The following is a 20,983-nucleotide window of genomic DNA, read 5'->3' as shown; positions in this document are numbered from 1 at the left end:
AAAGTGGAGATCCGGCGGCTGAAGTCATCAGAAGCAGAGCATGCAGTAAAAATGTCAGAATTTGCATTTCAGTACGAGCTGACCGAAGAACAGCGCAGAGCACGCCTGGCTGATATGAATCCTCAGGAAACGTGGGTGATTGAAGAAAACGGTGAGATGCTGTCAAAAGCAGCCGTCCTGCCGATGGACATTTACTTCTATGACATGAGCATCCCGGCAGGCGGAGTCTCCGGAGTTGCTACATGGCCGGAGGAACGGCGCAAAGGACACGTCGGCAAGCTGCTTTACCATTCCCTTCAGCAAATGAGAAAAGAAGGCAGGCTCCTGTCTCTGCTATATCCTTTTTCCATTCCGTTTTACCGCAGATTCGGCTGGGAACTATACGCCGATCAGGAAACGTGCGTGTTGAAAAGGGAGCAGTTCCCGTTGTTTGAGCCCAGTGAAGGCAAAGTGAGCCGGATTACGCCGGATGCCCAGAAAATTGGTCCGGTGTATGATCGATGGGCCGCGAACATCAATGGTTCCGTCGTGAGGTCAGCTGAATGGTGGCGCAAGAATACATTTAAACGCAAGCCTGGAACCTGTGCGGTTTACACCCGTGGTGATGATATCTTCGGCTACATGATTTATGAAATGAAAGATAGAAAAATGACCGTACATGAAATAATTTGGCTCGATCCGGACGCGCGTCGCGGTCTTATGGGCTATATCCGCAATCACGATTCCATGGCCGATACGGTATCGATTACCGGCAGAGCGCATGATATGATGCCGTTCCTGCTTCCGGATCCGAAGGTAGAGCGGAATGTAGCCTCTTATTTCATGGCGCGAATCGTATCGTGCGAGCCACTTTTGAGCCTGCTCCCGCTCGAGCTGAAAACAAATGAATCGGTCATGCTGCATGTGAGCGATGAATTTTGCCCTTGGAATGATGGAACGTATATTTTATCTGCAGATTCCGGTCCCCCGTCCCGTGTCCGGTTTTTCCCTCCGCGAAATGAAGAAGACCGATCGCTGCGGCAACTTTCCAAAAAGGGGATCAAACTTGATATTAATATGCTGTCTGCTATCATTATGGGAGCACAAAAGCCGGTTCGTCTTTGGGAAGAAGGCATGATTGAAGGAGAAGAGGATATGGTACGGCTCCTGCAGCGGGCTCTGCCGGACTATCCTCCGTTCATTTACGATTTTTTCTGAGCCGGCCGTGCTCGATGAACAAAGCAGGAGGATAGAATGATGCATCCATTAAAAACATTTTTTGAAAAGCTGTACGGACAGGTTCCAGACGACAGTTCGTTAAGGCTCTATTACTGGGTTACCGCCGTTATTTTCTTTATACCGGCAGCACTGTCACCTGTGTTCCTGGTCGCTTATTATGTACAGTTCGGCTTAGGGTATGTCCTGACGTACGGACTGCTGATGCTTGCTGCTGTCTGGATCTTCATGCCGCTTTTTTTCAGACTGATCATGAAGATGAATCGATTTTTGTTTAATGAGAAAGACCGAAAACAATAAGATGAACGAAAAGGGATCCGGCTTTGATAATAAAGCCGGATCCCTTTCGTACCCAAACGGCAAGATAGGCCGTATGAAGGTTGGTTTGACATCTTTGAAGCTGCAGCCGTTATTCCCACATTTTTTTCAGCGTATTTAACGTTTTCTGCGAAGGATTATAACGGATCGGCAGATCAAACTTCGTCGTTTGCTTTAGAATACTTTTTCGATGTGTAAATGTATCAAAGCTGTCTTTCCCGTGATAGGCTCCATGACCGCTCTCTCCTACCCCGCCAAACGGAAGATACGGCGTGCTGATATGCATAATAGTATCGTTGATGCAGCCTCCTCCAAAAGACAGGTTGCTGATAATCATCTGCTCAGTGTCCTTATTTTCGGTGAACAGATACAGGGCAAGCGGATTAGGCCTCTCCCGCACAAAATCCAGCACTTCATGCTCATACTGATACGAAACGATCGGCAAAATCGGCCCAAATATTTCATCTTCCATAACTGGATCATCCAGCTGGACGTCCATCATAATCGTCGGCTCTACCTTTCGGCTGTCCCGATCAAAAGCGCCGCCGTATAATATTTTCTCCTTATCAAGAAGCTCTGCCAGTCTGTCCACATGCTCTTCCGATATGATTCTTGGATAGCTTCGTTTCCCCCGTACCTCCGGACCGAAGAACCGTTTCGTGTACTGCACCACAAGCTTCAAAAACTTTCGGCGCGATGATTCATGAATCAGCACGTAATCCGGAGCAACGCACGTTTGACCAGCATTTAAGAACTTTCCCCATACGATCCGTTTCGCTGCAAGCTTCAGGTTGGCATCCTCTGTTACAATAGCGGGGTTTTTACCGCCAAGCTCCAATGTAACAGGAATCAGCCGCTCTGCTGCTTTAGCCATCACTTTTTTCCCTGTATGCTTAGAGCCCGTAAAGAAGATATAGTCCAGCTTTTGATCCAGAAGAGCTTTCGAAACTTCCGCATCCCCTTCTACAACGGCGATATATTCTTCCGCAAAGGTAGCCGTAACAATATCCCGAATGACCATGCTCGTATTGGGCGTCATTTCAGACGGTTTAACAATTGCCGTGTTGCCAGCGGCAATCGCTCCGATCAGCGGCGTCATCGCAAGCTGGAAGGGATAGTTCCAAGGGCTGATGATCAGTGCGACCCCGTAAGGATCTTTATAGACATAGCTTTTGCTGCCAACATGGGAAATGGGTGCTTTCTGCTTTTGAGGAGAAGCCCAGTAATCCATGTTTTTGTACATATCCTTAAGTTCACTGTAAAAGAATCCGATCTCTGTTAAATATGCTTCGAATTCTCCTTTATTCAAATCCTTTTTCAGCGCCTCCACGATTTGGGATTCCCGCTTTTGAACAGCCTCCTTCAGAAGCTGGAGCTGCCGTTTACGAAACGCTATCCCCCGCGTATGCCCGCCGTAAAAGTACTCTTTTTGTTTACTGACAAGTGCCTGCATCATTTCCTGCATTCTATATCACGTCCTCATTCAGCATTCCTGCCTGATTAGTCGTCGTTCGCTCCGATAGCGTCACACTCCAGGTTCTCTATGGACCTGTTCCACGTTCAATTGCTCTGCAAACGTGCCTGTCGAAAACGCTGCCTGACGATCTTAAGGCGGTAAGCCAGCATCGCCGCACAGACAGTCAGTCCGATAATTAAGCCGATCCAATACCCAAACGGACCGAGCGGCGTCCATACTGCTGCCGCATGTCCTGACGGCAGGCCGATAAGCCAAAATGCTGCCAGCGCCATAAGAAACGGGATATTAACGTCTTTATAGCCTCGGAGCACTCCTTGGATTGGTGTATTTACCGCATCCGACATTTGAAAGAACACGGCGTACAGCAAAAAGAGGGTGATCAGCTCTGCCAGCTCCGGATCCTGCGTATATATAAATGCTGCCGGCTCCCTTAGCAGATAAATAATCACCGACGCAGCCGCTCCCATAACAGCTGCTCCTATAATACCGATTTTCGTATATGAATCCGCATCGTGAAGGCGTTCTGCCCCGGCTTCATAACCTACGGCTATCGTCAGGGCAAAAGCAAAGCTCAGCGGAATCATGTACAGCAGACTGGCAAAGTTCACTGCTGCCTGATGAGCAGCGATTACCTCTGTCGAATATTGGCTCATAAGGAGGGTTACTGCTGAAAAAATGCTTGTCTCAAAAAAAATCGTTAACCCGATTGGCATTCCAAGCAGCAGGAGCTCCTTCCATGCTTTTGTGGATATACCGCTCCATCCCCTGTAAATGCCAAATCCGGAAAACGGGCGCACGCGGGCTGTCGTATAGAAAGTAACCGAAAAAATAAACCAATACGTAATCGCCGACGCATAACCGGCTCCAATCCCGCCAAGTTCCGGAAAGCCGAATGCCCCAAAAATAAGTACATAGTTGAAGAATGTATTCACCGGCAGAGCCAGCAGCGTGATAACCATTGTTGTGCGGGTCTGTCCAAGTGAATCAATAAAACCTCTCAGCGCATTGTACAAAAACAGCGGCAGCATACCTGCGGCCAGTCCGATTAAATAGTGCTTTGCTATGTAGGCTGCTTCCGGCTCCAAATCCATAAGTGCAAGCACCGGGTCGAGCAAAAAGAAGCCCAGTACGGCAACTGCTGCCGTTAATCCAGCCGCAAGCCACATGCCCTGCTGCACATAAAATGCAGTCTTTTCACTCTTTCCCGCCCCTGCATTCTGAGCGAGAATAGGCGTCAGCGCCATTAATATTCCCGATACTCCCGTCAAGATCGGGATCCACAACGAGCTCCCCACCGCTACGCCAGCAAGATCCACGGCTCCGGCATGTCCGGACATGGCGGTATCGATAAAATTCATCATGTACAACCCGACCTGTGTGACTAGGATCGGCCACATGACAGCAGCCAGCAGGGCCAGCTTTTCTTTTCCTGAATAAGTCTCACGCATTCATGACATGTCCTCTCCTGCTCAATAACGGATTAATCATATCATAATTCCGAATGAGGCTGGGAAAGTCTGCTCCTTTATGACGAAGGTAAAAGCCTGTTTCCAGCTTTTGTCCGCCAGTAAAGTCCGCCCTTCACATCCTGCTTGGACAACGCGTGTTCAGCCAGCCAATTATAAAAGTACCGACAGTGCCTCCACTGTACGCGCGTTTCAAAGTAAGGCAGGATCTGCAGCACGATCTCTTTCGTCTCGTCTATGCTTTGGCTGCAGCAGCTGGAGAGAAATGTAAACAGATGCTTCCAGCCTGTATCGCGGGAGGAAAGCGGATGGTTGGATTCGAATTCCGCGATGGTTGTCTGTGCATGCGCTGTCCAGGTTCGTGCATCCTCGTACATACCCATCTCCATAAAGACGTGGACGAGTTCATAAATGACTTCCAGCCGGTCCATCCCATCACGGGAGCGATAGCTTTTCTGCAGCATCGAAGCCGCCTCGGCAGACTGCCCACGCTGTCTGTAATACTTCCCCCGCATCAGCGAGGTCCGCTCGCCGCTCTCACCGGTGATATTTTGCTGAAGGAGCAGTAGATCGCGCTCCGCTTCCTCTTTCAACCCTGCATATAAAAGTGCCTCCGCTCCTGCCTCCATCGCTTTCGTACAGCTTTTCACATCGCCTGTCTCAGCAGCGAGCCTTACACATGCAGCAGCATGAAAATAAGCACTCTCTTCATTCTCAGACTCCAGCATCGTCAGCGCTGCATACAGGTGCAGATCGATCATTTCGTCGACGGCCGGCTGCGTTTCTGCTGCTGCACAATACGCTTGGAGCAGACTGCGGGAGGCATGCTCAGGCCATCCTTCAGCATAATATAAAACGCCTCTTGCTTTATGAAGCAGAAATCGGACCCTGCTGTCTGAGGGATGTTCACACTCTGCCTGGTTGTACAGCTTCCAGGCCGCGTCAGCTGCATAAGGCTTTTTCAAAAGCTCACGCAGTTTCAACACGAAAAGTAGTGCTGTTTCCTCTCTCCCATCGGCCTGACTGGCAGAGGGGGTAGTAGACGGCTCCTCTTCAGATAAAAGCGTGGTGTGGAGCAAAAGCCATTCAGCTAAATTGCTGTTCGAATACTTGGTGCTTGTTCCTTCGGTTAGCTGAAGCCGTTCCCCAAGGGCAGCTGCCAGATTTTCTTCAGGAATGACTCTGCCATTCTCGATTTTACTGTAGTACGAAACGGAGCATAGGCCGTGACAGACATCCGCCTGTTTCATCTGAAGCTTCTTTCGCTGTGATTTCAGTTGTCTCCACACGGTCATCAGTCCTTAACAAAACCTTTTAATGGTAATTATTTAATTTCATTATACCCCACCCCATCTATCTTTTGCACGAATTTCTCGCATGATACAATCTTCAAGGATGCGGACTGACCGGCAGCTTCACAGTTCCAGGAGCATCTGCCGCTCTTCATTCAAGTCGCTTCCCTCGTTACTGGTTTCCTCTGCTCCAGAAGCTCTCAGGGAGACCGCTGTAAATGCTTCACGTGTTACTCAGACGCAGCACAAACTTTCCATCAGCTCGTATGTAATCACCTGGCAGGCAGCCTGGGAGACGTAGTTTTTTCAATCGCGTTCGCAGGTGAAGCAAAAGGCTGAGACATTTAGTCTTACAGCTGCAAAACAGCTGCTTCATTTTCCGGGACGTCTGATGTGTTTGATGATTTTATAGAATTTTTGATACGGAAAACGGTACAAAACATTGTATGGTCGTAGAATGTAGTTTAGTAGGAAAGCAAATAAGTGAACGGAGGAAGATAGTTATGTTTTCAGCTCTGCAAATCGGAATTGACTTAGGAACGGCAAACCTGCTCGTATATACAAAAGAGAAAGGAATGATTTTAAACGAACCCTCTGTGGTTGCGCTCGACACCGGTACCGGTGAGGTGCTGGCTGTTGGAGAGGAAGCAAAGCAGATGGTCGGGAAAACGCCGGGCAATATCGTGGCGATACGTCCAATGAAAGACGGCGTTATTGCAGATTATGATGTAACGACAGACTTGATCAAGCATTTAATGCGAAAAGCATCTAAAAAACTTGGTACAGCGATCCGCAAGCCAAATGTTGTCGTATGCACACCATCCGGGGCAACATCTGTTGAAAAGCGCGCCATCCAAGACGCGGTTCGTCAGAGTGGTGCGAAAGATGTACAGCTCATCGAAGAACCGGTTGCAGCTGCGATCGGGGCAGATCTTCCAGTGGAAGAGCCTGTGGCAAACGTTATCGTCGATATCGGCGGTGGCACGACAGAAGTGGCGATCATTTCCTTTGGCGGTATCGTCTCAAGCCATTCTCTTCGAGTAGGCGGCGATCGGCTGGACGAGGATATCGTTCAATACATTCGGAAAAAGTATCATCTGATGATCGGCACACGTACAGCAGAGGAAATTAAAATGGAAATCGGCCATGCACTCGTGCAGCATGACGAGCAAAAAATGGAAATCCGGGGACGTGACTTGGTCAGCGGCCTTCCGCATACGATCGAAATAACGTCTACGGAAATTCAGGAAGCTATCAATGAAGCAATGCAGCAAATTTTGGAGACGATTAAAGCAACACTGGAAGACTGTCCTCCTGAATTGAGCGGGGACATCGTTGACCGTGGCGTTATGCTTACTGGCGGCGGCTCGCTCCTGCAAGGAATGGAACAATGGCTGTCTGATGAAATTGTAGTTCCTGTACACCAGGCACCAAATCCTCTGGAATCCGTTGCGATCGGCACTGGAAAATCATTAAAGATGCTCAAGAGCCTTCGAAAAGCCAACTAACGAAAAGAGCGTTTGAAAAAAGAGCTGTGCTGCCGAATGTCCGGTGTGCACAGCTCTTTTTCATCACTTATTCAACTATATCTTCTTCCGGTTTCACAACCCATTCAAGCTCGCCGTTTTCGATGTGAAACAACGCTCCAAAGACCGGTACTTGACGCTCTGCCTGCTTATACACGTCCAGCTGCTGCACGTTGTGCACCTGCTGCTGCACATTATAACGCTCCAGCGTTTCCCCGTCTTCCGGAATCTCTCCTTCAAAACCACTGACAGAAGTTCGCACATGCTGAATCCAGTTTTCGAGCACTTCTGGATGAGGCTCCGCTTTTGTTGCCTGCACGCCGCCGCAGTGCGTATGCCCTAAAATAAGAATATAATGGACCTTCAATACATTGATTGCATAGTACAGGCTTGATTCAACGCTCGCATCTCCTTCAACTATCTGATTTGCGATGTTGCGGTGGATGAAAAGGCGTCCGAGCGGCTGGCCCGTAACGGTTGTAGGTGATGTACGTGAATCACAGCATGCCAGCACATAAAATGTTGGAGACTGGCCTTTGGAAAGTTCTTCAAAGTATGCTTTGTTTTTTTGTAACTGCTGGCCTTTAAATTCCTGCTGTGCTTTTTCCATATCATTTACTCTCATAACCTGCAAATCCCTCCAGTTCGACCGGCTGAGCGGCGGTTTTAAATAGTATCGCAAAAAGAGCCTCCTAGCGCAAGCGCCTTTTCACTAGCTTGCAAGCCGCATAAGTGCATGTACGAAAAGAACGGCATGCCCATTTGATAGATGGCCATGCCGCTCATTCAGCGTCCCCGGATCATTCGAATAATGAAGACGACAAGTACAACAATTAATACTAAATGTATAAAGCCCCCTGCTACATCAATGATCAGACCAACGAGCCAGATCAGAAGCAGAATCGAAATTATAGTCCAAAGCATGTCCTCTCCTCCTTTCTATCATCTAATGCCCTATTTCCTTTTTACTTTCGAGTGAAACCTCGTTTAGCTCCAGCCGGTAATAAACGGAATTCTCTGTTTTAAAACCGTGATTTCCACTTCGCCCGCTTTACGCAATTCGCCGTCCAGATCGAGTTTTTTTGGCGGATCCGTTTTCAGCATGATCTCGCTTCCCTGAAGCCAGGAAACGTTCTCCGCATCTTCAATCGAAGAAGAGGTGAGCTTCTGCTGCAGCCATTCCCCGAAAACCGATCTTCCTCCAACTTTAATGATAAACAAATCCAGTTTCCCATCCGTCATGCTGATCGTTTCTGATGGAAGTTCAGATGTTCCTAAAAATCCACCGTTAGCAGCAAGAATCATCACTGCCTCGCCGCGGTAGTGTTCGCCGTCCACTTCCATCGAGTAGGTAAATGGCTCCGCTTCCCTCATCGTCTGCCAGGCACTGATAAAATAGCTGACTCTTCCCGTTTTTTCCTTTAAGTCCGGATCAATATTTTCCGACGTATCTGCAATAAGGCCGAGCCCAGCAAAGTTAATAAATGCCTCATCCCCGCAGAGACCGGCATCGAGCAGGATTGGTTCTTTTCGTAAAGAAGCTTTACATGCTTCAAGCGGCTTGAGTGGAAGCTGCAGTGAACGGGCTGTATCGTTGCAAGTTCCGGCTGGCAGAATCGCAACTTCCGGTATATGCTGCCGAGACCGAATCCCTTCAACTGCCAAATGAACGGTGCCGTCTCCTCCAAGAATCCACAGCTTGTCCATTTCATTTTGATCATTGCGCAGAAACGTCAACGTTTCTTCGGCTGTCTCACCGCTGTAAACCTGCAGGATTTCTACCTCTTCTTCGATCACTTCCCGCAGATCATTCACCAGGCTGTCCTCACCGGCATTTCCGGCATGGCGGTTATGAAGAAGTACACCTTTTCTTACCATCCTGCTACACCTTCTCCCGATTCGTAATCTGTGAATACTATCCCCTTTTCCCTTTTTCAGGAACGAGCAATCATTTCAATAGTTGTTCAAAGCAAGTAAATAGGTAATGCAGACTGATCATGATAAACTAACTGGCAAGAGGTGATGTACTCGTGATGTGGGCGGCGCTTGCAACACTAATTATTGTTCTGTTTATCGCTATTCAATGGTTTGTCGGACTGCAGAAAATCCCTCTCCTCGTAAAAGAGACGGTCCCTGACAGTAAAGAATCCGTAAGCATTGTTGTTGCTGCGCGAAATGAAGAGAAACGAATTTTTTCTGCTGTAAAAACGATGCTCGATCTGCACGCTGAACAGCTGGAAGTCATCGTGGTGAATGATCGATCCACCGATCGCACGGCAGATGAACTGCGCCGGCTCCAGGAATACGATGACAAGGCCCGCCTTCGCGTCATTCACATTGAATCACTGCCAGACGGATGGCTCGGTAAAAATCATGCTCTCTACCGCGGGGCTGCTGCCGCATCTAACAAATGGCTGTTATTTACCGATGCCGACATTTACTTTCAGCCCTCCACGCTTCAGAAAGCGGTCGGATGGTGCTTGGAGCATCAGCTGGATCATCTGGCTCTCATTCCTGAAAACAGAGGAGGCACCAGCATGTATCGAGCTTTTCACAGCTATTGGAGCATCATCGGCATATGGAACTTCATCCAGTTGAAGCACGCAGGCATCGGCGCGTTCAATATGATGAAAAAGTCTGTTTATGAAGCCTGCGGGACGCATCGATCGCTCCGCACCGCTCCGGACGATGATCTGAAGCTCGGGAAGCGGCTTGTCAGGTTAGGCTTCCGTCAGCAGCTTGGACTTGGCTCCGGCCTTGTGAGTGTTCAATGGTATGAATCGATTCCTGAGACCGTCCAAGGATTGGAAAAAAACTTATTTGCCTTTATGCGCTATTATTTCAGCGCAGTCTTTTTCTTTACCGTTTTACTGGCGTTTCTTCATATCGTGCCGTTTATCGGGGTGTTCACGCTCCCTTCTGCTGCTGGGTACATATGGGGCTCTGTGCTTGCCGTATACGTCTTCATGTATGCCTGGAACAGCAGACTGACCGGAGAACCAGCGCTTCACGTACTCGCTATGCCGGCTGCAGCTGCGGTGTTTCTTTACAGCCTGAACCGCTCCGCCTACAAAACTTGGCGCCGGGGAGGAGTAGAGTGGCGCGGCACTGTCTATCCCCTCAGCGAGTTAAAGCGGAAATCATAATACGACCAAAAAAGAGACAATCGCTTATCCATTATTTTCTGTTATGATAGGATCATAGACTGGCATCTATGCCGGTCTATGGATCATGCACTTATACCTATTTAGGAGTCTGGAGGGATGACAGTGACGAAAAACCACGCATGGATTATGCTGCGATTGTTATTTGTGCTCCTCTTTACCGGACTTCTTTTCTATTTATTCATCGTTCTTTTTAAAGCTACTTATCCCTTCTGGATTGCCGCCATCCTCGTATGGATGTTTTACCCGCTGATTCGATTGTTCCGGAAGCGATTGAGACTTCCAAATACACTCGCAGTAATTGTTACGCTGCTATTAAGCATTTCTGCTTTGATCGGTGCGTTAACCGGCATCGTTTTTTTAATTGTGATCGGCGTTCGCCATCTTTCACAATTTATCCCTCAGTGGATCGAATCCACCTCCCGTGAAGTGCAGACGTTTTTTAATGAAACCATTTTCCCCTTTTGGCAAGGGCTCACAGGAGCATTCGACACGCTTTCACCTGAACAGCAGGATGCTGTCGGAACTGGAATTACAACCCTCGGCACGCGGCTTGCCGAATCCTTTACAGAAGGCGGACAAGGCTTTACCGAAGCACTCCGCTCTATCGTTATCTTTATTCCGACCTCCATCGTTGTCATCGTGTTTGTATTTATTGCGTTCTATTTTATCGGCAAGGACTGGGAACGTATTTTCAATTATATGTACCGAAAGACACCGGCAGTGTTCATGCGTAAATCAAAAGCATTCAAAACCATGTTTCAATACCGTGTGTTCGGCTTCCTGCGCGCTCAAGTTGTTTTAATGCTGATTGCCTCGCTGATCGTTCTGATCGGCCTCGCCATCCTGCAGGTGGAAAATGCGGTTACCATTGCACTTATCGTAGGAATTGCAGAGATTCTGCCTTATTTGGGCTCAGGCACGATTCTGATCCCCTGGATGATCTACATGTTCTTAACGGGCAGCATTGGAATGGGGATCGGTCTGGCTGTCGTATATGCTGTTACGGTTCTGGTCCGGCAGTCGATTGAACCGAAAGTACTGTCCTCCAGTATGAACCTGAATGCTCTGGCTGTTCTGATTTCCCTATTTGCCGGCTTTCAGCTTTTCGGAGTCATCGGAGTATTTCTCGGGCCTTTCCTTCTTGTTATTATCGTCATTTTAAAAGATATTGGTGTGATGGGGGACCTGATTCGATTTATCCGCTATGGATTTGCTGAGGAAAAAGAAGAAAAAGAAATTGTAATCCGTCCAAAATAACCGTTCATTCTGGGTGAATAACGTTGCATCTGCTTGTATCTGCGGACCCTCGCTTTCCGGAGGGAACGGGCTCGGCTTTCCCTTCTTCCGTCCGCCGGATCTTCGCCTCGTTCTGATCCGAGATCCTTCGATGTCGGCAGATGGCAGTGCGTTTCACGTGCCTGGTTATGCACGCACAATCGGCTTCCATACAGATAGAACCTTCCCGATGAGACGTTTCGATGTCGAATAGCGATAGCCAGTCATTCTTAGAATTTATGGTAAACCTAATTCTGCTTGTCGTGAAACGTTATTCTCCAATAAGCAGAGCCGTTTTCCCGTTGTGTCCGGTGTGCCCATGGAAGCCGCACAGTCTGAAGATGCCGTGCCGTTCAGTTCTGCGAACGGCATCAACGCACGAGCGGAGCCTGACTGGCTTTTGAAAGCTTCTCGTGAGAAGCCTGTGTCCTAGTGAAGCCGCTAATCCTATATACATGCTTCTTTAAAAAGAGCCGCAGATCATTAAATGATCTGCGGCCTTCAGAGTGTTGATAAAGTCATTTCAGGTGAATGACTTTGCATCTGCCTGCATCTGCGGACCCTCGCTTTCCGGAGGGAACGGTCTCAGCTAACCGCTTCTTCCTTTCGTCCGCCGGATCTTCGCCTCGTTCTGATCCTCCCGGAGTCGAGTTTCCTCCGATTTAGCAGCTGGCTGTCGGTTGAAACCCTGGTGATGATTCACACGAGCTTGTTCCATCTAGAGGGAACCTTTCGTTAGGCAGCGCTTCGATGTCGAATCGGGATGAACGTCAACGTATCCACCCAAAAAAGCCGCAGCGTCCAGCGATTGGAACGTTTTTCTCCAGCAAACAAATCCATTTTCCCTTTGTGTCCGGCGGGGACGCCTGTGGAATTAGCGCAGCCTGAAGATCCTTTCTCAGAGGTTTATCCTGAGAAATAGCTGAAGGCAAGCCCACGGCAAGCTTCCGCCGGTAAACAGAGGGGAAAGCCAATCAATCGAATAAACATGTAAACAAATTGACTTTATCAACAGCCTGGAGCCGCAGATCATTAAATGATCTGCGGCCTTGTTTGTTTTAATGATGAGAGACGTTGTCAGCTGGTCTGTGTTTGTATGGTTAAAAGAAGAAAACGCCGGCCGTATGCTGCGCGGTCAGCGTGAAAAATCTTCCATATAAGCTTCCATCAGATTCATTAAAGGAGATGATAATTGTACGCAGCTTTAAAGTGGATGTGACTCCCTTTTCGTTGAATAACGTTGAGCTCTCTGCTGCATTTCCGCGATTTGATACTCTTCAATAAACGTATAAATGATTCGCATATCATCTTCTGATAAACCGTCCAGCAACCGAAGGATATCCTGCTTGTCTACATTCATGGAAGCTCCCTCCTTCTGTCATCCCCTATTTTCTTAGTACCCTGAGATGCAAAGAATTAACCATGCAATTCGAGAATTCTGCGTTTTTTCGCCAGAAATATGCCAATAGCTGCGGTAATAAAGAGAGCTCCGGTCAATGCCGTATATGCAATCGCGGGATACGCATCTGCTCGTTCTACAAAAATACCGAGATAGGCCCAGACAAAGACTGCGGGATACACAGCATCACGTAAAAGCTGCATCACGCCAGCCGCTATCAGCGCTCCTGCTGCTACGATTACAACTGTCCATGCCGTATTAGAAAGCAGCAGCCCCTCTTCGAGCCCGATGCTGTTGAAAAGAATGCCGATATTGACGATGAATGCGACCGAAATCCATCCCATGTAAATAGAAAATGGAAGCTTAGTCCAGACGGATACATTTCCAGATCGTCTTATCGCTGCATAAATCATAATCAACGTGATGAATAAGGCAGCCATAGGAATCATCGATACGGCAAACCATTCATAATGAAACGTGAAAAGCCATAAGACATTCCACACGCTGCTTATAATAAATAAGGATCCGATTTGCCGGACAGCTTCCCGGTCACCGCGATGCTTTGTAAAAACTGCTCTGACAGCCCATATTGCAAGCAGCGAGTAAATAAGGCTCCAGATACTGAAAACATAGCCGGCGGGAGTGAACAACACGTTTACCTGATCAGACAATTCGCCGGTTGTATTGTTATTTAAAGGCAGCGTATTTGCAAGTGCGTTCATTCCGATCACAGCCAAAAGCGTGATCACGTTTATAACAGCAAGTTTCTTCATGTCAGCCTCCTTTTTTATGACATTAGTGTCTTTTATTCGTTACCCGAATCCCCCCGCTTCTAATCAGACGAAACAGCATGCTACACTCTAAAAAGAGATGCGAACATTCTCAAGATAGAGGAGGATTATCATGCTTGAGTCCCTGTATACAACTGCGAAACGGCTGGATGCTCAGCATTGGCCGTTTCAGGAGGAATTTTACTTACCTGAACATGGACAGGTATATCTAGATGGCAATTCGCTCGGGCTTTTATCAAAACGTGCAGAGGAAGCTGTCTATCATGTTATGAACGATTGGAAAACGTATGCGATTGACGGCTGGACGGAAGGAAGCGAACCATGGTTTTACTTGGCTTCACGTCTCGCTGGTCACGCAGCGCCCTTAATTGGTGCCCAGCAAAAAGAGACCGTCATCACAGGCTCTATTACGGCCAACCTGCATCAGCTGCTTGCCACGTTTTATCAGCCGGAAGGAAAACGAAAAAAAATTGTCATGGAGGCTGGCGCCTTTCCGACGGACAGCTATGTAACGGACAGCTGGCTAAAAAGCGCTGCAGATAAAGTGGAAGTTGCTCCCCGGGAAGACCGTCTGTTGCATGAAGAAGATATCGAAGCCCGCCTTTCCGATCAAACAGCCCTTGTGCTTTTACCTTCCGTGCTATACAGAACGGGACAGCGACTTGATATGAAACGTCTTACCGAGGCAGCTCATGCAGCCGGCGCCGTCATCGGATGGGATCTGGCTCACTCTTTCGGGGTTATGCCGCACGACCTCCATGATGAAGGTGCAGATTTTGCGGTCTGGTGTACGTACAAATATGCAAATGGAGGACCTGGAGCAACTGGCGGATTGTTTGTTCATGAGAGGCATCATCAGCGTCATCCAGCTCTCGCAGGCTGGTTTGGTTCTGAACAAACGAAACAGTTTGATATGAACACTTCCTTTGAACCAGCCGCCGATGCTTCTGCCTTTCAAATGGGGACGCCCAACATATTAAGTATGGCTCCACTTCTCGGATCACTGCAGATGCTTGAGGAAGCAGGTATAGACGTGATTCGCAGCCGCTCTCTTGAGCTTACTGCTATGCTTCGTGAGGGCATTTCATTTTTACAGGAAACAGACAGGCGTCTTCAGCTCCTTACACCTGCCGCGTGCGGGGGACACCTTGCCTGCTCGCATCCGGACGCTGCCAGAATCGTGAAAGCGTTAAAAGCGGAAGGTGTCGTGCCTGATTTTCGTGCGCCTGATATTATCCGCCTCGCCCCATCCCCTCTTTATACGAGAGCTGCGGATGTTACAAAAGCATTGGAAACACTTGAACGTATTTTGACTAATCGGTCGTATGAGCAATACGAGAATAAACGGGGGGTTATTGCCTGACCGCTGCACAATTTTGCAGCGACTCGTCAGCTGTATGCCTGGAAGATCGAAGCGTTCGTGCTTAAAAAGTCTGCAGGCTTGTTGATAAATTGCTCCAAGCTGAAAAAGACGTGCCGAAGATTGCAAACCAGCTCTTCAGCACGTCTCGTTATGTCAGGACGAAGTGTCCAACTTTGTATCAAACTTGGTACTGCCTTACTTATGCTGAAGCTCTCCGGCGGTTTGATCCGTCACTTGATCCAGCGCTTGTTTCAAATCGTCCCAAATGTCTTCCGGATTTTCAAGCCCTGCTGACAGGCGCAGCATTGACTCGGTTATTCCCATTTCAAGTCTCTTTTCCGGCGGCACAACGCTGTGCGTCATCGACGCCGGATGTTGAATCAACGACTCAGCATCTCCCAAACTGACTGCTGTCTGCACCACGTTCAGTTGATCCATAAAAGCTTGTGCTGCGGCTTTACCCCCTTTGATTTCAAAGCTGATCAAGCCACCAGGCTGGGCCATCTGTCTCTGAGCCAGCTCGTATTGTGGAAAATCAGGATCTCCCGGATATACAATCCGTTCAATGCCATCCTCGCGCGACAATCTTTCGAAAATGTATGCAGCATTGCTGCAGTGCCTATCCATTCGAAGCGGGAGCGTCTTCAAACCTCTCAGCAGCAGCCATGCATCCATCGGACCAAGCACTGCCCCTATATCTTTTTGCGTCGTCATACGAATCACCTGCATTTCTTCAGCAGGACCGCAAGCCGCCCCAGCAATAACATCCCCGTGACCACTTATATATTTCGTCGCGCTGTGAACGACGAAATCTGCTCCCATTTCGATTGGACGCTGCAAATAAGGCGAACAGAACGTATTATCTACAACGGTCCAGAGACCGGCATCCTGAGCCGTATCGATCACCATTTCCAAGTCAACGAGCTTCATCGTCGGATTGATCGGCGTTTCAACATACACGGCCTTTGTATTCGGTTTGACAGCCCGGCTCAGCTCTTCCACATGATTCATTTGAATTAAGTCATATTCAATCCCGTATTTCGCTTCCATCATTTCCAGAAAACCGTACGTGCAGCCGTAAATCCCTTCCGATACAATGACATGATCACCGCTGTTCAGCAGGTGCATCAGAACCGCTGAGACAGCCCCCATGCCGGAAGCAAATGCCACTGCTTCTTCGGCCCCTTCGGCATCAGCCAGCTTTGCTTCCAGTTCTGTGACAGTAGGGTTTCCTAATCGTGAATAAATGTATCCTCCCTCTTCACCGGCAAATCTTGCTTCCCCTTGTGCCGCATTATCAAATACATAAGTCGATGTCTGATAAATTGGATGTGACAGACTGCCGTGCTGGCTTTTTCTGTCAAACGCACCATGAATCAGCCTTGTGTGAAGTCCTTTTTGCTTCATTGCAGCTACCCCCTTAACGTGTTAATAACACATAACGTAAGCGCTTTCATAACTAGTATACCTAATTTCCTTCCAGAAAAAAATGGAACTAACCGTACACGTCTAGTCGGTTTAGAGCAAACCAGCATCCAAGCAGAGACTTGTAATAGATGTCAAAAGAAAAAGCCGGTCGCCTGACCGACCGGCTTCTCAAAGTTTCGATAACGCTTCGTGGGGAACAACCATGCATCTTCCTGTACCGCCGGGAATGGTTTCAGCGAATCGATTCTGCAGGATCTTTGTCATACGGCTGCGGGGCTTTGCAGCCTTCTCCAAAGATGAGCAGCGCAGCCCGAAGCCTCACAGCCGGACGGTTTTGAACGGCAGGAGCCCAGCTGCTGTTAATGATTGATTTCTTCAACCTGTTCCGACAGTTCCTCCCAGCGAAGCATCTTAGCCTCCAGCTCCCGTTCGGTCTTCTCTTTTTCCTCATATTTCTCCCTGACCTTGTCAAAATCAGCCCCTGCTTCTTCAATTTGTGCGTCAAGCTGTTCCAGCTTTTCTTCCAGGCTGCTGATCTCATCCTCAATCGTATTCCATTCCTGCTGATCTTTATAGGACAGCTTCTTTTTCTTCTTTGGGGCGGGCGCTGGTTTGGTTTCCATTTTCACAGGCTTTTCGTTGGTCTTTCTTGCTTCCAGCCATTCAGAATAGCTTCCGTAAAACGTATCGGGAGTTTCTCCGCGCTTGACGATAAGCAGCTGACTGATCGCTCTGTCTAAAAAATAGCGGTCGTGGGAGACCGTAATCACTACTCCAGGAAACTGATCCAAGTAATCTTCCAGAACCGACAGCGTTTCTGTATCCAGATCGTTCGTGGGCTCATCTAAAATGAGTACATTCGGTTCACTCATCAGCACCCGAAGCAGATACAGCCGCTTTTTCTCTCCTCCTGAGAGCCTGCTGATATAAGTCCATTGCTGAGCACGGGAAAACAGAAACCGCTCCAGCATCTGCTCTGCCGTAATGAGCGTTCCGTCGACGGTTCGGACAGCCTCTGCTGTTTCTTTAATGTAATCAATCATCCGCAGATTTGGGTTCATATCTTCCTGCTCCTGCGTATAATATCCGATCTTAACGGTTTCGCCGTGGGAAACGGTCCCTTTGTCAGGCGATCTTTTACCGGCGATTGTATCAAGCAGAGTCGTTTTCCCGGTTCCATTCGGTCCAATGATGCCAAGCCGCATTCCTCTTGTAATAAGAAAGGAAAAATCTTTCGTCAGCACGTTCCCGCCTCGCTCAGTCGTGCAGTCCTCCAGCTCAATCACGGATTTGCCGAGTCTCGTTGAACCAATCGCAAAATCAAGCTCCTGCTCAGCGGCCGGCCCTTCCTGTTCCTGCAGATCCTCCGCCCGTTGAATACGCGCTTTTTGTTTCGTCGTGCGTGCTTTTGCTCCTCTGCGGAGCCAGGCGAGCTCCCGGCGAAGAATGTTCTGGCGCTTGGATTCCTGGTCGGCTTCAACGCGCTGGCGCTCTGCCCGCAACTCCAAAAAGCGCTCATAGTTACCGATATATTCATACAAATTGCCGCCAGAAAGCTCAAACATTCTGCTAGTGACACGATTTAAAAAATAGCGGTCGTGCGTGATCAGCATGAGTGCCCCGCTGTACTGCTTTAAAAACTCTTCAAGCCATTCAACCGCATCATTATCCAGATGGTTCGTCGGCTCATCCAACAGCAGCAGGTCCGCGGGCTGGATCAGTGCACGGGCAAGCGAAACACGGCGTTTTTGACCGCCTGACAGCTTCGAAACGGGTGTTTCAAATTCGTAAATGCCGAGCTTTGTCAAAATTGTCTTTGCCTGTGCGCTTGCTTCCCATGCTCCTTGTTTATCCATTGCAGCCTGAGCAGATTCAAACGCTTTTCCGGCCGCTTCATCGTTATGCTGCTCCATGCGCAGCAAAGCTTTTTCATATTTCCGCATCGCTTCCATGATTGGAGCTGTCCCGTCAAAAACGGTTTCCAGCACAGATTTCTCTGTATCAAGCTCCGGATCTTGCGGGACATATTCTACACGGAATTCCTTCGCATGGATCAGATCACCTTTTTCTGCAGCGTCTCTGCCCGCAATTGCTTTCAAAAGCGACGATTTGCCAGTTCCATTAACACCAACCACGCCAATTCGTTCTTTTTTCTCTACCGTAAATGATATACGATTAAAGAGTATTTTATCTCCATAGGTTTTCACCAGATTTTCGACTCGCAGCAAGCTCATGATCTATCATCCTCACTCTTCATTCATTCCGCTTCCTATTGTACCAGACTAAGCAGTGGATGACAGATGCATGAAGCTTGTCCATTCAAGAAGGGGGACATTCTTTTGCTTCAAATGATACTTATAACCGCTGCAGCGGCTTTAACGTTTTTACCGCTGCAGCGTACGTGGTGGCAGCGGACTGATTTCCGCCGCCTCCTGGCACCTCGCTACATACTCGGGCTTTTTTATGGTGCTTTTCTATTTTACGCTGGTCTTGCCGATCAAAGTGTAACACTTTTGATTGCAGCATACGTTCCGGTCGTAGCCGTCTGGCTGATTATCGATAACGTCGTTGTCTATATGACGGTCCGCACGTTCCGTAAAAAAGAAGCATCTGCGGGGGCTGGAATTGGCATTCTGCTCCTAGTTGCAAGTATGGCATTTTTTATTTTCCAACCGCTGTTTCTTGCCGATGCGAAATACGATATAGCCGGCGGCGAAGAAGTAACAAGTGACGACCTGCCGCCTGTAAATGAAGAAAGTATTCCAGTTGTTCCGAGAAGCTACGCGGAGTACCGGGCTGACATTATGATGGGTCAGCTTGAAAATCCTGCCTTCTTCACGCTCGGTTCTACTCGCATTCAGCGAGTGGACGATGCACTGTACTGGATTACGCCGATTGAATATGATGATTTCTTCCGCTGGGTTCGTGCGGACAACGTTCCGGGGTTCATTATGGTGAGTGCAGAAAATCCGCGGGAAGACCCGCAGCTGATCGAAACAGATATGCAGTATGTGCCATCAGCATTCTTTCATGAGAATCTGGAACGCCACGTAAGAATGGCCTATCCAGATGTCGTCATGCTTGATACAACATTTGAAGTCGACACTGATGGAAACCCTTATTATATTGTCAGCTATGGCCACTACACACAGTTTCGAAGGGTCGCTGACGTAGATGGGATTATCACCGTTGACCCCGCAGATGGATCGATGGAGAACTATGAAGCCGAAGACGCACCGGAGTGGGTAAACCGCGTTTATCCTCCGCATATAGCAGAAGAACGCAATGAGTGGTTTGGTATGTACAGCCGCGGCCTGATCAACCGCTATTTTGGCCGGGAAGGACTGACGCAGCCAACTACCTGGTCCGCTGATGATACCGTAACGGGAATCGTGGATGATGACCTGCAGCTCAACTGGTTTACGGACCACATGCGGCTGACAGACGAAGGCGAGGAAGGCTCGAGGTCCATGGTAGGCTTCACCATGTTCGACGCACGAACCGGTGACCTCCGCTACTTCCGTGATGCAAGCGGCATGCTGAACGGACGTACGGCTATGGACCTCGCCGAGCGGACGTTCCGTCGCGATGATTACGTAGCCGGGACTCCTTCGCTATATCCAATCTATGGTCAGTACACGTGGGTTGTGCCGCTCATGGATCGGAACGCCGTGCTTCGTGAAGTAATGCTCGTGCACGCAGGAGATGAAAATGTGTATGGCTACGGCAGCACGAAACGTGAAGCCTTCAATGCTTATCAACTGGAGCTGTCGACTACTGTGGATGACGATGTTGTCCCTGGTGAATTGACCGATATGGTGGAAGAAGAAAAAACAATAGGCAGAGTCTATCACTGGGACCGAGAAGAAAATGTGACTGTGCGTATATGGTTTGAAGGGGAAGATCGGATCTTTACATTAAACGCCTCTTCGCATCCGACTGCCGTTTTCCTTGAACCAGGCGATGACATTACCATTCGGTACATGGACAGCGGAGAAGCAGTACAACCAATTGAAGAGATGGACTTTGATCTGATCCCTGTTGAAGATGAAGAAGCAGATTTTCTCGAGGATATTGAATTAGATGAAGAAGATCCGGATAACGATCAGTAATCTGGGTGGAGCATATCGAATTCACTGACGCTCTGTCGCTGAGCGGTGGCGGACTGCAAGCGGGCAAATACGCATTCTACCCCCTTTATCTAATCAGCAAGCTGAAGCCGGCGGCCCATCAGGACCGTCGGCTTCCAGAGTGTCGATAACGTAT

The 20,983-nt window shown here is 48.6% G+C and carries 17 protein-coding genes; 7 read left to right on the top strand and 10 right to left on the bottom strand.

The window, feature by feature from the left end; all coding sequences use genetic code 11:
- The first annotated feature begins 3 nt into the window (after positions 1-3).
- Both ACFO4L_RS00475 and ACFO4L_RS00470 read left to right on the top strand, forming a co-directional pair.
- Positions 4-1,197, top strand: a complete 1,194-nt coding sequence (locus ACFO4L_RS00475; protein ID WP_377907668.1) for a GNAT family N-acetyltransferase — start codon at positions 4-6, stop codon at positions 1,195-1,197.
- Between the two features lie 39 nt (positions 1,198-1,236).
- On the top strand, positions 1,237-1,515 hold the full coding sequence (locus tag ACFO4L_RS00470) for a hypothetical protein (RefSeq protein ID WP_377907667.1): 279 nt from the start codon (positions 1,237-1,239) through the stop codon (positions 1,513-1,515).
- A 109-nt stretch (positions 1,516-1,624) separates the two neighbouring features.
- On the opposite strand, the gene ACFO4L_RS00465 is transcribed toward ACFO4L_RS00470, so the two are convergent.
- From ACFO4L_RS00465 to ACFO4L_RS00455, 3 genes are all read right to left on the bottom strand, one after another.
- Complete coding sequence (locus ACFO4L_RS00465; RefSeq protein WP_377907666.1) at positions 1,625-2,998, bottom strand: aldehyde dehydrogenase; 1,374 nt, start codon at positions 2,996-2,998, stop codon at positions 1,625-1,627.
- Between the two features lie 95 nt (positions 2,999-3,093).
- Positions 3,094-4,458, bottom strand: coding sequence for an MATE family efflux transporter (locus tag ACFO4L_RS00460; RefSeq protein WP_377907665.1), 1,365 nt, complete (start codon positions 4,456-4,458; stop codon positions 3,094-3,096).
- Positions 4,459-4,535: 77 nt separating this feature from the next.
- Positions 4,536-5,771: a helix-turn-helix domain-containing protein gene (locus ACFO4L_RS00455; protein WP_377907664.1), complete on the bottom strand. Its 1,236-nt coding sequence runs from the start codon at positions 5,769-5,771 to the stop codon at positions 4,536-4,538.
- 500 nt (positions 5,772-6,271) lie between these two features.
- On the opposite strand from ACFO4L_RS00455, the gene mreBH reads away from it, so the two are divergent.
- The gene (gene mreBH, locus ACFO4L_RS00450) at positions 6,272-7,276 is read left to right on the top strand and encodes a rod-share determining protein MreBH (protein WP_377907662.1); all 1,005 of its coding nucleotides are present in this window, start codon (positions 6,272-6,274) and stop codon (positions 7,274-7,276) included.
- A 67-nt stretch (positions 7,277-7,343) separates the two neighbouring features.
- Here the strand turns inward: mreBH and ACFO4L_RS00445 are convergent, their stop codons facing one another.
- The 3 genes from ACFO4L_RS00445 to ACFO4L_RS00435 form a co-directional block, all read right to left on the bottom strand.
- Positions 7,344-7,976, bottom strand: a complete 633-nt coding sequence (locus tag ACFO4L_RS00445) for a carbonic anhydrase (protein WP_377907661.1) — start codon at positions 7,974-7,976, stop codon at positions 7,344-7,346.
- 104 nt (positions 7,977-8,080) lie between these two features.
- Positions 8,081-8,218 carry a lmo0937 family membrane protein gene (locus ACFO4L_RS00440; RefSeq protein WP_377907660.1) on the bottom strand — a complete coding sequence of 46 codons (138 nt, stop codon included), beginning with the start codon at positions 8,216-8,218 and terminating at the stop codon, positions 8,081-8,083.
- 63 nt (positions 8,219-8,281) lie between these two features.
- Positions 8,282-9,172, bottom strand: coding sequence for a diacylglycerol/lipid kinase family protein (locus ACFO4L_RS00435; RefSeq protein ID WP_377907659.1), 891 nt, complete (start codon positions 9,170-9,172; stop codon positions 8,282-8,284).
- A gap of 155 nt (positions 9,173-9,327) precedes the next feature.
- Here ACFO4L_RS00435 and ACFO4L_RS00430 point away from each other — a divergent pair, with 155 nt between their 5' ends.
- Together ACFO4L_RS00430 and ytvI are read left to right on the top strand one after the other, a co-directional pair.
- Complete coding sequence (locus tag ACFO4L_RS00430; protein ID WP_377907772.1) at positions 9,328-10,440, top strand: glycosyltransferase family 2 protein; 1,113 nt, start codon at positions 9,328-9,330, stop codon at positions 10,438-10,440.
- A 117-nt stretch (positions 10,441-10,557) separates the two neighbouring features.
- Positions 10,558-11,718 (top strand): sporulation integral membrane protein YtvI, encoded by a 1,161-nt coding sequence (gene ytvI / locus ACFO4L_RS00425; RefSeq protein WP_377907658.1) that lies wholly within the window; start codon positions 10,558-10,560, stop codon positions 11,716-11,718.
- A gap of 1,222 nt (positions 11,719-12,940) precedes the next feature.
- Here ytvI and ACFO4L_RS00420 read toward each other — a convergent pair.
- Both ACFO4L_RS00420 and ACFO4L_RS00415 read right to left on the bottom strand, forming a co-directional pair.
- Positions 12,941-13,096, bottom strand: coding sequence for a hypothetical protein (locus ACFO4L_RS00420; protein WP_377907657.1), 156 nt, complete (start codon positions 13,094-13,096; stop codon positions 12,941-12,943).
- 56 nt (positions 13,097-13,152) lie between these two features.
- Complete coding sequence (locus tag ACFO4L_RS00415) at positions 13,153-13,908, bottom strand: TspO/MBR family protein (RefSeq protein ID WP_377907656.1); 756 nt, start codon at positions 13,906-13,908, stop codon at positions 13,153-13,155.
- A 130-nt stretch (positions 13,909-14,038) separates the two neighbouring features.
- Between ACFO4L_RS00415 and kynU the strand changes: the two genes are divergently transcribed.
- On the top strand, positions 14,039-15,289 hold the full coding sequence (gene kynU, locus ACFO4L_RS00410; protein WP_377907655.1) for a kynureninase: 1,251 nt from the start codon (positions 14,039-14,041) through the stop codon (positions 15,287-15,289).
- Positions 15,290-15,484: 195 nt separating this feature from the next.
- Here kynU and megL read toward each other — a convergent pair whose 3' ends face one another.
- The gene (gene megL, locus ACFO4L_RS00405) at positions 15,485-16,696 is read right to left on the bottom strand and encodes a methionine gamma-lyase (protein ID WP_377907654.1); all 1,212 of its coding nucleotides are present in this window, start codon (positions 16,694-16,696) and stop codon (positions 15,485-15,487) included.
- Between the two features lie 380 nt (positions 16,697-17,076).
- Positions 17,077-18,951 carry an ABC-F family ATP-binding cassette domain-containing protein gene (locus ACFO4L_RS00400; protein WP_377907653.1) on the bottom strand — a complete coding sequence of 625 codons (1,875 nt, stop codon included), beginning with the start codon at positions 18,949-18,951 and terminating at the stop codon, positions 17,077-17,079.
- A gap of 114 nt (positions 18,952-19,065) precedes the next feature.
- On the opposite strand from ACFO4L_RS00400, the gene ACFO4L_RS00395 reads away from it, so the two are divergent.
- Positions 19,066-20,829, top strand: a complete 1,764-nt coding sequence (locus tag ACFO4L_RS00395; protein ID WP_377907771.1) for a hypothetical protein — start codon at positions 19,066-19,068, stop codon at positions 20,827-20,829.
- Positions 20,830-20,983: the final 154 nt, after the last annotated feature.

The organism is Bacillus daqingensis (assembly GCF_042654445.1).
GTDB classification, from domain to species: Bacteria; Bacillota; Bacilli; order Bacillales; family Salisediminibacteriaceae; genus Alkalicoccus; species Alkalicoccus luteus.
This window is presented reverse-complemented; position numbering and strand designations above follow the sequence as displayed.